At 44.6% G+C, this 13,153-nt stretch carries 13 protein-coding genes; 6 read left to right on the top strand and 7 right to left on the bottom strand.

What is annotated here, in order from left to right; translation table 11 throughout:
• Positions 1-97: 97 nt before the first annotated feature.
• The 5 genes from M3I01_RS08225 to arsJ all read left to right on the top strand — a co-directional run bounded on the left by M3I01_RS08225 (position 98) and on the right by arsJ (position 5,381).
• Complete coding sequence (locus M3I01_RS08225; protein ID WP_255895315.1) at positions 98-1,588, top strand: SulP family inorganic anion transporter; 1,491 nt, start codon at positions 98-100, stop codon at positions 1,586-1,588.
• A gap of 62 nt (positions 1,589-1,650) precedes the next feature.
• Positions 1,651-2,502 (top strand): universal stress protein, encoded by an 852-nt coding sequence (locus M3I01_RS08220; RefSeq protein WP_255895314.1) that lies wholly within the window; start codon positions 1,651-1,653, stop codon positions 2,500-2,502.
• A 220-nt stretch (positions 2,503-2,722) separates the two neighbouring features.
• The gene (locus tag M3I01_RS08215; RefSeq protein WP_255895313.1) at positions 2,723-3,067 is read left to right on the top strand and encodes a metalloregulator ArsR/SmtB family transcription factor; all 345 of its coding nucleotides are present in this window, start codon (positions 2,723-2,725) and stop codon (positions 3,065-3,067) included.
• A 30-nt stretch (positions 3,068-3,097) separates the two neighbouring features.
• Entirely contained in the window at positions 3,098-4,111 is a 1,014-nt protein-coding gene (locus tag M3I01_RS08210) for an ArsJ-associated glyceraldehyde-3-phosphate dehydrogenase (protein WP_255895312.1), read from the top strand.
• Positions 4,112-4,166: 55 nt separating this feature from the next.
• Positions 4,167-5,381: an organoarsenical effux MFS transporter ArsJ gene (arsJ, locus tag M3I01_RS08205; RefSeq protein WP_255895311.1), complete on the top strand. Its 1,215-nt coding sequence runs from the start codon at positions 4,167-4,169 to the stop codon at positions 5,379-5,381.
• 58 nt (positions 5,382-5,439) lie between these two features.
• Here arsJ and M3I01_RS08200 read toward each other — a convergent pair whose 3' ends face one another.
• From M3I01_RS08200 to M3I01_RS08175, 6 genes are all read right to left on the bottom strand, one after another.
• A complete protein-coding gene (locus tag M3I01_RS08200; RefSeq protein WP_255896121.1) occupies positions 5,440-6,282 on the bottom strand; it encodes an IS3 family transposase in 843 nt (280 codons plus the stop codon).
• Entirely contained in the window at positions 6,267-6,794 is a 528-nt protein-coding gene (locus M3I01_RS08195) for a transposase (RefSeq protein ID WP_255896507.1), read from the bottom strand. The genes M3I01_RS08200 and M3I01_RS08195 overlap by 16 nt, the downstream gene beginning before the upstream one ends.
• Positions 6,795-6,895: 101 nt before the next feature.
• Complete coding sequence (locus M3I01_RS08190; RefSeq protein WP_255895308.1) at positions 6,896-7,357, bottom strand: NfeD family protein; 462 nt, start codon at positions 7,355-7,357, stop codon at positions 6,896-6,898.
• 2 nt (positions 7,358-7,359) lie between these two features.
• Positions 7,360-8,298 (bottom strand): SPFH domain-containing protein, encoded by a 939-nt coding sequence (locus M3I01_RS08185; protein ID WP_255895307.1) that lies wholly within the window; start codon positions 8,296-8,298, stop codon positions 7,360-7,362.
• Positions 8,299-8,450: 152 nt separating this feature from the next.
• Positions 8,451-9,500 (bottom strand): threonine aldolase family protein, encoded by a 1,050-nt coding sequence (locus M3I01_RS08180; protein WP_275565018.1) that lies wholly within the window; start codon positions 9,498-9,500, stop codon positions 8,451-8,453.
• A gap of 147 nt (positions 9,501-9,647) precedes the next feature.
• Positions 9,648-10,847: a GNAT family N-acetyltransferase/peptidase C39 family protein gene (locus tag M3I01_RS08175; protein ID WP_255895304.1), complete on the bottom strand. Its 1,200-nt coding sequence runs from the start codon at positions 10,845-10,847 to the stop codon at positions 9,648-9,650.
• A 317-nt stretch (positions 10,848-11,164) separates the two neighbouring features.
• On the opposite strand from M3I01_RS08175, the gene M3I01_RS08170 reads away from it, so the two are divergent.
• Complete coding sequence (locus M3I01_RS08170) at positions 11,165-12,643, top strand: RimK family protein (RefSeq protein ID WP_255895303.1); 1,479 nt, start codon at positions 11,165-11,167, stop codon at positions 12,641-12,643.
• A 190-nt stretch (positions 12,644-12,833) separates the two neighbouring features.
• Here the strand turns inward: M3I01_RS08170 and M3I01_RS08165 are convergent, their stop codons facing one another.
• Complete coding sequence (locus tag M3I01_RS08165) at positions 12,834-13,109, bottom strand: hypothetical protein (protein ID WP_255895302.1); 276 nt, start codon at positions 13,107-13,109, stop codon at positions 12,834-12,836.
• Positions 13,110-13,153: the final 44 nt, after the last annotated feature.

Genomic DNA, 13,153 nt, shown 5'->3' with positions numbered 1-13,153 from the left:
ACGTCATGCATTTGCCACAAGGTGGCGCAATAATCCCAAGCTTATTTTTTTATAAAAAGCGACAGCGTATTTTTCTTTTAAATTCAGAAGGTAGTAAATGATCGATTCGATAAAACGAGACTGGTTCTCGAACATTAAAGGCGACTCCCTCGCTGGTACAGTGGTTGCACTTGCTTTAATTCCCGAAGCCATTGCTTTTTCCATCATTGCGGGCGTAGATCCTAAAGTTGGCTTATACGCATCTTTTTGTATCGCCGTGATCATCTCTTTTGTTGGCGGTCGTCCTGGGATGATTTCTGCAGCGACTGGAGCCATGGCATTACTAATGGTGACATTGGTAAAAGACCACGGTTTGGAATATTTACTTGCTGCCAGCCTATTAACCGGTGTTATTCAAATTTTTGCTGGGTATTTGAAACTTGGCTCCTTGATGCGATTTGTCTCACGATCCGTTGTAACTGGATTTGTAAACGCCTTAGCCATTCTCATATTCATGGCTCAGTTACCGGAGTTAACGGATGTCACTTGGCACGTTTATGCAATGACAGCCGCTGGCTTGGGCATTATTTACCTTTTCCCTTTGCTTCCTATTATAGGTAAAGCCCTTCCTTCTCCATTAGTGTGTATTGTTGTACTGACTGTTTTTGCCATGACTTATGGATTAGACATTCGTACCGTATCAGACATGGGCGAACTTCCAGATACCCTACCCATTTTCCTATGGCCTGATGTTCCACTAACACTGGAGACATTGATGATTATCTTGCCTTATTCTATCGGCCTTGCGGTTGTGGGTTTATTGGAGTCTATGATGACAGCCACCATCGTTGATGAATTCACCGACACAACCAGTGATAAAAATCGTGAGTGCAAAGGCCAAGGTATCGCTAACATAGGTTCAAGTTTACTTGGCGGCATGGCAGGTTGCGCCATGATCGGACAATCGGTTATCAACGTAAAGTCTGGAGGACGCGGTCGTTTATCAACATTTATTGCTGGTCTCCTATTGTTGATCATGGTGGTTTTTCTTGACGATCTTATTGGTCAAATCCCAATGGCCGCTTTAGTTGCCGTGATGATCATGGTGTCTATCGGTACATTTTCTTGGGAATCGGTCATCAACCTGAAAAAACACCCGTTATCGACTAATATTGTTATGTTGGCGACCGTTTCTATTGTGGTCTACACACACAACTTAGCGTTGGGAGTGTTTGTCGGCATCTTGCTTGCCGCTTTGTTTTTCGCACACAAAATCGGGCGCTTTATGGTGGTTAAAAGCAATCAAGATAAAGTCACAAAACACCGCACCTACAAAGTTATCGGCCAAGTATTTTTTGCGTCATCAGACCAATTTACTGCATCTTTTGACTTTAAAGAAGCCGCCGAAAAAATCACTATCGATCTATCTGACGCACATTTTTGGGACATCACGTCAGTCTCTGCATTAGATAAGGTTGTCATCAAATTCCGTCGTGAAGGTGCCGAGGTTGATGTTGTGGGAATGAATGAAGCCAGTGCGACCGTCGTCGATAAATTTGGTGTTCATAATAATCCTGAAGAAGTCGAGAAAGTCATGGGCGGCCACTAATAATAAGTGGCTACACAACATACTTTCTATACTTTTAAATAAGAAAAAGAAGGAGTGCAACAATGACAAATATTATTGCCTGTATCGATGGTTCTGCTTTATCAGAATATGTCACCACCGCATCGGTGTGGGCTGCCAAACAAATGGGCTGCCCACTGACTTTGCTGCACTCCTTAGAGAAAGAAGCCCTGCGAACCAATGACGATTTGTCTGGATCTATTGGGTTCGGTAGTCGAGAGCACTTGTTAGATGAACTTGTCGCTTTAGATGTAAAGCGCGCTAAACTGGCACTAGAGCATGGAAAACTCGTTCTTGAAAACGCCAGAGAATTAGCCAGAAAAGTCGGCGCTAAACTTGTAGAAGAGTTACAGCGTCATGGCGACCTTGTTGAAAACCTTCTTGATCTTGAAGAAGAGACTAGATTGGTTGTTATAGGTCGACTCGGCATCAGCCATACGATGGACGCTCACACGGTTGGTTCACACATTGAACGTGTGGCGCGTACTTTACACAAACCTATCCTGATCAGCGTCGGTAAATTTAAAGCACCAAAAAACTTTATGATTGCTTATGATGGTCGCGAAGCCGCAGACAATGCCATTGCGCGGATTGCTCAAAGTCCATTATTGATAGGTCTACCATGCCATCTTGTTATGGCGGGTGATAATACGCCTGAAAGACGTGCCAAACTAGAAGAAGCGCAAGCCATTCTTGAAGAAGAAGGCTTCGACGTTATATCAAGCATTCGACCAGGTAAGATTTATCCAGTATTAACCCAATACCGTGACGACAATAACATCGAGCTAATGGCAATGGGGGCTTATGCACATTCAAAAGTTCGTCAGTTCTTTGTCGGGAGCAACACCACTAAAATGATCATTGAAAGTAACATTCCTCTTTTAATTCTTCGCTAACCATTCAAAAATTTCTTTTAAAGGGCGCCTTCTTCGGGATTCGCCCTTTTTAATTACCCACATCTTGTACTTTGAATCACCCACATCTTGTACTTTGAATCACCCACAAAAAATAAATATGACAGTTAGATTAAATATATTAAAAATCAAATATATGATTTTACATATATATGCATTAGACGATATACTTCAAACAACGCTATAACAGAGTCAAATTTAAATGACCCCCGATCTATTTTATAAGGCACTCGCAGATGACACTCGCTTGCGAAGCTTATTACTAATTACTCAATACAATGAACTTTGTGTTTGCGAGCTCATGGCGGCGCTTAATGAAACACAACCCAAAATTTCTCGACATCTCGCCCAGCTACGAAAAGGCGGCGTTCTGAGCGATCGCAGACAAGGACAATGGGTGTTTTATCGACTTCACCCTGAACTACCAAGCTGGGCCAAGAATGTCTTAAAAATCACGTTAGATAATCAGGTTTTGTGGCTGAAAGGCAATATTAACCAACTCGAAACCATGGGCGGCCGACCAAAGCGAACAGGCACTTGCCGCTAATCACTTAATGTATTTTCACGAGGACAAATAATGACGATTAAAGTAGGAATAAACGGATTCGGACGTATGGGTCGCCTTTCGTTTCGTGCTGCCTTTGACTGGGACGACATAGAGTTCGTTCAAATCAACGACGTCGCCGGTGATACGGCTACGCTCGCTCACCTGGTTAACTTCGACTCCGTTCATGGCCGCTGGACACACAACGCCACCAGTGAAGGCGATAATATTATCATCAATGGAAAAACCATCGCCTGCACGCAGAATCGTGATATCACCGCGACAGATTGGTCACAATGCGATGTGGTTATCGAAGCAACTGGCGTAATGAAAACCAAAGCCCTTTTACAAGCCTACCTTGATCAAGGCGTGAGGCGAGTGGTCATCACAGCGCCCGTAAAAGAAGACGGCGTACTGAATGTTGTCATGGGCGTCAACGATCAAGACTACGACCCAAGCCAACACCCTATCGTCACCGCCGCATCATGTACCACAAATTGCCTAGCGCCAGTGGTGAAAGCTCTGCACGAATCCATTGGCATTAAACACGGTTCAATGACGACGATTCACAGTATCACCAACACCCAAACCATCATTGATGCGCCGCACAAAGATTTACGTCGCGCTCGCTCGTGTGGTACCAGTTTGATTCCAACAACAACCGGCTCCGCGACCGCTATTACACATATATTTCCAGAACTAAAAGGCAAACTAAACGGCCATGCCGTGCGCATACCGTTGACGAATGCCTCGCTAACCGATTGCGTATTCGAAATGAATCGCGCGACCACGGAAGTAGAAATCAACCAGATCCTAAAAGCCGCCAGTGAAAACGAGTTGAAAGACATATTGGGCTACGAAGAACGCCCTCTGGTGTCAGTCGATTACAAAACTGACCCTCGCTCTAGCATCATAGACGCGCCAAGTACTATGGTGGTCAACGGCACGCAAGTGAAGCTGTACGTCTGGTATGACAACGAATGGGGTTACGCCAACCGCACTGCCGAGCTTATGCGTAAAGTAGGACGCTTAGACCAAGCGGTTTAAACCGCTTTCATTTAAAAACCATAAAACTGCAAAAAACGAAGCGAATAACCGCCCTATGCTTTCACAACTATCAAATGATGTTCGCCAATATCTTATCGTAACCGGTAACTATTGGTGCTTTACTCTCACCGATGGCGCTCTGCGCATGCTGGTTGTTTTGTATTTTTACGAACTGGGCTATGGCGCATTAGAGATTGCCTTGCTCTTCTTATTTTACGAAGCTTTTGGTGTGGTAACGAATTTGTTTGGTGGTTGGCTCGGCGCACGATGGGGCTTAAACCGAACCATGAACATAGGGCTTGGTCTGCAGATTGTAGCTCTCAGCATGTTGCTCGTGCCGACGCCTTGGCTCACGGTCGTTTGGGTCATGATCGCACAAGCGTTGTCTGGCATCGCCAAAGATCTCAATAAAATGAGCGCTAAAAGCGCTATTAAAGTCTTAGTACCAAAAGGAGAAAATAGCCAACTGTACCAGTGGGTCGCGTTGTTAACTGGATCAAAGAACACTTTAAAAGGCATTGGCTTTTTTCTTGGCGGCCTATTACTCACAACGGTAGGGTTTCACCAAGCCATTCTAATCATGACCATAGCCCTTGGCGTTGTATGGCTGCTTAGTCTATGGAAATTGGGAGACGACATTGGTAAAGCGAGCAACAAACCCAAGTTTTCGCAGATTTTTTCGAAAAGCCCAGAGGTAAATATTCTCTCTGCTGCGCGACTCTTTTTATTTGGTGCTCGGGATGTGTGGTTTGTGGTCGCGCTACCCGTGTCTCTAAGCAGCCAATTTGGCTGGGATCATTGGAGTGTTGGTGGTTTTCTCGCACTTTGGGTGATTGGTTACGGCATAGTACAAAGTCTAGCGCCGCACATTACTGGCAAGCGCAACAATCAAATTCCCAGCGCCAAAACTGTTACACTTTGGGCATTGGCATTAGCAGTCCTGCCCGCCGTCATCGCAATTGGTCTGCAACTGGCATTTTATCCTCTGATTGTTTTGCTAGGTGGTCTCATTCTATTTGGTGCAATCTTTGCCATTAACTCGTCTTTACACAGCTACCTGATCATCCAATTCGCCAGTAAAGAAGGTGTCTCTATGGACGTCGGTTTCTACTACATGGCCAACGCCATGGGTCGATTAGTCGGCACTTTATTGTCCGGCTGGGTCTATCAGGAGTTTGGCTTAATCAACTGTTTATGGGTATCATTCGGCTTTTTACTGCTCGCCAGTGTGATTTCACTTTGGTTGCCAAAAGACACAAGCCAGTCATAGAGCATTAAAATAAAAAACGCCAAGCAGATGAAGTGACCCCATAAAGTTGGACACTTTATTAACCTGCTAACAATGCCTGATTTCGGTACTCTACCGGAGTCAGGCCATTTAACCCCATTATTATTCGTTTTGTATTGTAGTAATCAATATACTCTTCAAGTTTTTGGATCAGATCATCTGCATCCTCGAAGGTTTCACCATGGAACATTTCCGTTTTTAGTAATGCAAAAAAGTTCTCAGCCATAGCATTGTCCAAGCAATTTCCTTTTCGTGACATACTTTGTTGTAGTCCATGTTTCTCCAAAAGATGCCGTGTTTGCTTTTGCTGGTACTGCCAACCCTGATCACTGTGTAATATCGGTGTTTCTCCTTCTTTTAGGCCACTCATAGCTTCTTTTAGCATGTCAGTCACGAGCGGTAAATGCGCTGTTTTTTTAATCTGGTAGGCAATCACCTCTTGATTAAACAGATCAATCACGGGAGATAAGTATACTTTTTGCCCTTTAATATTAAACTCTGTCACGTCGGTGACCCACTTCTCGCTCGGCCTGTCCGCTTTGAAGTTTCGGCATAAGAGATTGTCAGCGATACGTCCTATTTCGCCTCGATAAGAGCGATAGCGTTTAGGACGTACTTTAGATTTAAGCCCCAATAATTTCATCAGCTTTTGCACTTTTTTATGATTCAGTTCTATTTTTGCTTTACGAAGCTCTGTGGTGATACGTCGATAACCATAACGGCCTTTATGTTCATGGAAGATCTCTTGTATCTTTTTCTTCGCTTCAGCATACGAATCAGGCTGTGCTAATCGTTGACAGTGGTAATAAAACACACTTCTCGGCAATGACAACGATCGAAGTAAATTCGGTAACTTAAACCGATCTCTTAACCCTTGGACGATTGACGCTTTTTCTTGGCTTGTTGGCGTTTCATCTCGTCCAAGGCTTCTAACTTTTTTAAAACAGCTACCTCCGTTCGACGATATTCCAGCTCCTCACGAAGCTCTTCTACGGTCATTTCATCAATAGATTTATCATTTGATTCTTGGCTCTGTTTTTTCATAGAAGTGCACCCTCGCTGTTTAGGTTGGAGGCCTTGGAATCCTGATTGATCAAACTCACGTAGCCATACCCAAAGCGTACCGGGAGAGGAAAGATTGTAAAAGGCACTTGTGTAATGTAATGACCAATTTTCTGACCACATTCTTTTAAGAATATCGGCTTTATCTTTAGCGGTACGAGGAGATTTTGGTGGTAGAAAGGATTTTTTACCATTGAAGCTATAGACCTTGCTCCAATAGCGAATCTGACTGTGTGGAATAGACAGCTGTTTTCCAAGCGCCTTTGGTGATGAAACACCATTAAGACATTGTTGAGCTAATGCGACTTTAAAAGTACGACTGTATTTTGACATAAAAAAGAACCCCCAATATTGGTTGTCCAACTATTGGGGGTCACTTCACAGGATCACTCCCACTTGGCGTTTTTCTAGCGCCTTTTATTCAATAAATTTCTCTACTCAGGTTCGACCGCTTTGATGTGCAGCTTACCAACCTCGGCTTCTGTCACTTCCACTTTCGTTCCTGCTGCAATCGGCTCGTCACTGATCAAAGCCCACTCCACACCTGAATAATGGTGCTTAGGAGACTGCGTCGATGACACCGCTTCTTTTAAGATAAAACGATGGTCTGTAAAATCGCTCTTGATTTTTTTAGAGCTCACATTCGATTGCATGCGTTTCAGAGGCTTCCATAGTAACAACGCGGCGATCAACGTAAGAATACCGGTACTAAACATGGCACTCAATATACTGTCCGGCAATATGCCCAGATACAGCAAAGCACCAGTTACCATTGAGGCCAAGCCAACAAAAAACAATACAAAGGTCGAGAAACCCAACACAGTGACTTCAACAACCAAAAGGATCAAACCAACAACAAAAAGGCTTTGCGCCAGATTATTGGTAAAGAAATCCATACTTAGCTCCCTTTCGACAATTTCTGAATAATCGTCATGGCTTGAGCCACTACAGCAGAAGCATCCGTTGCGCTATCGGGTAACAAGACAACAGAGGACTCTTTGGCAATAGCGTGCTTCGCTTCAATCGCTTTTGTCGCCAAATCCAACTGAATGGCTTTTTGGCCTTCTTCCGTGACTGCAGCTTCACCGACTTGACGCAAAGCTTCTGCCTGAGCCGATGCCACAGCGACAATGGCTTTCGCCTCACCTTCAGCACGTAACACTTGCTCTTCTTTATCCGCTTCTGCCGCCAAAACCACAGAGGCTTTTTTACCTTCGGCACGGTTAATCGCCGCTTGACGATCCCCTTCCGATTCCAAAATCTGCGCACGCTTTACACGTTCCGCTTTCATTTGGGCTTCCATTGCTTCCATCACAGATTGTGGTGGCACAATGTCTTTAATCTCGTAGCGCAACACCTGAATACCCCAAGGGCCCGCAGCCTCGTTGATAGACGTCACAATATTGGTGTTAAGAACATCGCGCTCTTCGAACGTTTTATCCAATTCCATTTTACCTAACTCAGAACGCATCGTTGTTTGCGCCAACTGAGTCACCGCGAAAACATAATTGTCCACGCCATAAGTTGCTTTGTATGGATCTAGCACACGGAAGTACAATACCCCATCCACACTAAGTGAAATATTGTCTTTAGTGATCGCACTTTGCTCAGGCACATCGACAGCCTGCTCTTTTAAAGAGCGATCCGCTGAAATACGGTCAATAAACGGTAGGATGAAATTCAGCCCTGCCTCTTTCGTTGATTGATACTTACCAAATCGCTCAACAACATACGCCTGATTTTGTGGCACAAACTTAATTGAATTCTTTAGTAATACAACCACTAGTACGAGTACCAGAACCTGCACGTTTAATACATATTGAAGTAACTCTTCCATAGTCCAAAATCCTTTATCATTCGAAATGAAAATTTATTTCTGTTTTGCTTTCAAAAAAACAAGCAAGACGATACGGCGACTGTCTGATTAGACAAACCTATCGCCCGCCTAGTAGGCACTCTTCATGATGAAAAGTCATTAACAAAAACACCCTATCTCTCAAAGCGCATTGCTGCGAAATGTCGAGCACACTCAACAAACGCTTCGACACCTTCTGGCGGCGTTCTAAAAGACGTAACAAGACGTATGACGCCCTCGTCCCAACGACCACCGTAGAAAGCAAAACCTTCAGCCAACAAATGATCTGCCATGCCTTCTGGTAGGGTACAAAATAACATATTTGCTTGGGCAGGCGTGTTGATCCTCACACTTGGAATCGTAGCCAAACCGGCCTGCAACAAAGCCATCATAGCGTTAGCATGTTCAGCATTTTTTCGCCAAAGATCATCCGTCAAATAGGCTTTCATTTGCGACGATAATAGACGCATTTTTGAGTGCAAATGCCCACCACGCTTACGACGAAACCCTAACTCTTTTGATAATGTTTTGTTGAACACCACAATCGCTTCCGCCGCCATTGTGCCGTTTTTCGTGGCCCCAAATGACACAATATCCACGCCAGCCTTCCACGTCATTTGAGCAGGAGTACAATCCAACGACAGTAAAGCATTCGCAAAACGAGCACCGTCCATGTGAACCAGCAAGCCCGCTTCTTTTGAGACATGAGTAATCGCTCGAAGTTCCTCTAATGAATAAACACTGCCCACTTCCGTGACTTGCGAAATACTCACCGCAGACGGCTGACAAGAATGCACATCACCAACTTTTTGATTTACCATTTTTTTAAGCATGACGGGGTCTATCTTGGCGTCCACCCCACCAATACCAACAAAACGAGCGCCACCCGTATAAAACTCCGGCGCGGTACTTTCATCATTCAATAAATGACTTTCTGAATGGCACAACACACTACCCCAAGGCGGCGTCATCGCACTGATGCTCAATACATTCGCTGCCGTCCCTGTTGACACCAGAAACACATCGACCTCACATTCAAACAACGCCGACAACATAGTCGTCACTTCCGCCGTCGTATCATCGTTACCATATGGCATCGCATCGCCTTGGGAAGCTTCCATCATGGCTTGCCATACAGAATCAGACGCACCGGCAATATTGTCACTGGTAAACGCAACCTTCATAACACCACTCCTTGATTAATCCGTTTCATATCAACGAACAATACCATGCCAGCATTTAAAACCAAGTGTTTAGAGTCTTGTGTAAAACGGTGTAAGAGGGGCTAATAGCATTAGCCCCTTTCTATTACAGATAAAGAGGAAAGTGAATTATTGCTTTTTCAAAACAACCGTCGCCTGTAGACGACTTTGTCCAAAACGGGACATTTTTTCAAATTCATTGCGCGCGATGGGAACGAATTGGCAATCAAGTGGACTTGGCGGATCATCAGCCAATTTAGTGTCATCGTCCAAATCGGGATCATGCACCAAAATACAATGTTCGTCGTAACCCGACATCACCACCCAATGCGGGGCTTTTTTACCATCCATACGAAAAGTACTAATCAAAATAATCGCCAGCGCGCCTGAGTCGAACGCTTCAATTAACTGCTCTAACGGCATCACAGAATAATGAACGGCCACATCGGCTTCATCACATTGTTTAACAAAACTTTGATGTACGCGTGTAATTACGTCTTTCTTAAGCTCGTTACGCACACTGTCGACAAACAACGGCCCTTCTTCGCTCAGCCAAACATCCGCCGATAAACCACGTTTTTTGGCCGCCAACGCCAAGCCCATAGGATGACAACCACCGTGACCCGACGTCATGAAAATCGTCGTCGCTTCTCGCCAGATTTCTAACTCATCGTCCGGTGTGGCTTGATACTCAGGGTGCAGCGCAGACAACACCATTTGCAACGACGCCGGACCACAAGTAAATGGCGTACCTTGAGCCAACCAAGGCAAAGGTCGCGTGGTTTGCTCGCTCGCCCCATGACGAAGGCGTTTTTGCATACGAATGGCGTCAGTCTGGTCTTCATAATAGGCATCGTAATGGCCGAATTCTCGGTAACCCATGGTCTGATATAACGCGATGGCATTCTGGTTTACATCACTCACTTCTAAACGAAGCAAGATCTTGCCCTTTTTAATGGCTTTTTGTTCGCACGCTTGGATCAAGGCCTTGCCAATACCCAAGCCTCGCGCTTGTGGCGACACTGCCAAAGAATACAAACGCGCCAATCGCGTACCTTGTCGTAGATGCAACAACGCATAACCCAGCAGATTTTGGTCTTCCCCCACCGCCACCAACAACGCCGACCCTGTGCTGGTAATCGCTCGACGGAAACTACGACGACTCAAACGGTCGCCCGTAAAAGCGCTGTCTTCAAGCGCCAACAAGGCTTTTAAATCATCCACACTGGCCGAACGAATGTCGACGTGAGAAGACTTTTTTTGCGTCGTTGCGGCTTCCGTATTTGTCGTCGGGTTAAGGGGGATCGCTGCAGTGCTGGTTTTGGTCATTAAATCGCCTCAGAGAAGGGCAAAAGATCGCTAGGGTCGTCCATTTATTTGGCTATAAAAGCTGAAAAAATAACGATGATAATTTTCGCGCATTCTAGGGCGAATATATTTAAAAAGATAGCGTAACTTTTCTAAAATAACAGATTATTTTCTAACCAAAAGAAATTATTTTTTTTATGTTTTAGTCTATTGTTAAAACACAAAAACAAGCGCACTATTCGCGAAAATCCACAGCACATAAAAAACGCTGAAACGCCCTTCAACAAGGCAACATAAACAGATTTTATTGATTCTATTTAGAAGGAAAAGCAAAGCCAATGTCACAGACGTACATTGTTGTTGATCAGGCCAAAGATTGGTCCGCATTTTTACCCAGTGATCGAGTGATCACGTTTACTCAATACCTGAACTTGGCAACCAAAAGCCAAGGGCGTACGCGCATTATCAACCTTTGTAAAAGCAGCAAATATCTATCCGATGGGTATTATTGCTCTCTGCTGGCAGAAAGCCGTGGTCATCACGTTATGCCTTCCGTGCGAGTATTGAACGACATCAGTAAAAAAACCTTGTACGAGATGCAAGTCGCACAACTATTACCAGCGTTAGCACAAAAACTCGGTACACCAGATGCGCCAACCGAGCTTAATTTCCATTGCGTATTTGGCAAAACCACACAACCAGAAATGAAGGAATTCGCACGCAAAATGTTCGAAGCCTTTGCTTGCCCTGTGTTGGAAGTGAAATTAAAATTCCGTAAAACTTGGCAAGTGAGCGATTTACAAATCACATCGCACAAAAACTTGAACGACGAAGAGGAAACATTATTCGCTGAGTCCTTAGAAGCTTTTAGCACCAAGGTTTGGAACAAAAGCCGCGCCTTGCGTACGGCAAAGTTCGACCTTGCCATGTTGGTCAACCCAGAAGAAGCGATGCCACCAAGTGACATACAAGCCCTGAAGAAATTCGTACAGGCCGGTAAACAACTTGGCATTCAAGTCGACATGATCGGTCCAAAAGACATCATGCGATTGCCGGAATACGACGGTCTATTCATTCGTGAAACGACCAACATAGACCACCACACCTATCGTTTCGCCAAAAAAGCCGAAGCCGCAGGCTTGGTAGTCATGGACGACCCGCAATCCATCATGCGCTGTACCAACAAAGTGTATTTGGCCGACTTGTTCAACACTCACAAAGTACCCTGCCCAAAAACACGCATCGTACATAAAGGTGAAAAAGACGTAGAAGGCGCTTTAGAAGCCGTTATTAACTACCCAATGGTGGTTAAAATCCCTGATGGCGCGTTTTCTAAAGGCGTGATCAAGGCAGAAAACCGCGAAGCCTTAACAGCAAGCCTGAACACCTTGTTCAAAAAATCGTCTTTGTTATTGGTGCAAGAATACCTGTATACAGAATTCGACTGGCGTATTGGTGTGTTAAACAACAAACCTATCTTTGCGTGTCGTTATTACATGGTGAAAGACCACTGGCAGATCTACCAACACAGCGAAAGCTCAAGCGAAAGTGGCGGCTTTGACACACTACCTACATTTGAAGTGCCACGTCGCGTATTGCAAGCAGCCATTGCCGCAACCAAACCGATTGGCGACGGCTTATACGGTGTCGACGTGAAAGAAATTAACGGACGTGGCTACGTTATCGAAGTAAACGACAACCCAAGTATCGACCGTGGCGTAGAAGATAAATATCTCGGCGACGAGCTTTACATGCACATCATGTCGGAGTTTTTACGTCGTATGCAGATGAAACGCAGCGATAAGCCCGCTTATTAAACTGGAAATATAAAGATTTGAAAGGCGACCGATCGGTCGCCTTTTTTGCTCTAGTCCTGCAAGTAGTAAAAAGGGCTTTGACCCTGAGTATCAAGTCCCTTCCCCTTACTTCAAGGGGAAGGCGGAGAATGGGATTGTTCTTTTGGTTCTAACAAGTACGTCTGTTTACAGTCACGATTTTTAACACCTATCACTTGAAAAGCACGAACGTCACAAAGACAGCTACCGAGATAATAAGCATACAAAGCACTCTTAACAAAAACCGTTGAAAAGAGTTTTGCGTGTATTTCAGAAAAAACTTATCAACTAAAAAGAATCCTAAAGCACTCAAAATGCCGGATGGCACACCAAAATACAAAGCTATAACAGGCCAGCCAGTATACAAGTAAGCAATCGTCATTCCCAAAATAATGGCCACGAATAACCAAGCAAGGTAACGAACATTCAACGCCAGTGTAAATTTCAAGAATGTGTCTTTTATTAAGAAGTTAATCTCAAGTAGACCACAAG

It is taken from the genome of Marinomonas maritima (assembly GCF_024435075.2).
Lineage (GTDB): Bacteria > Pseudomonadota > Gammaproteobacteria > Pseudomonadales > Marinomonadaceae > Marinomonas > Marinomonas maritima.
The sequence above is the reverse complement of the archived record's forward strand: the minus strand, read 5'-3'. Positions and strand labels throughout refer to the sequence as shown.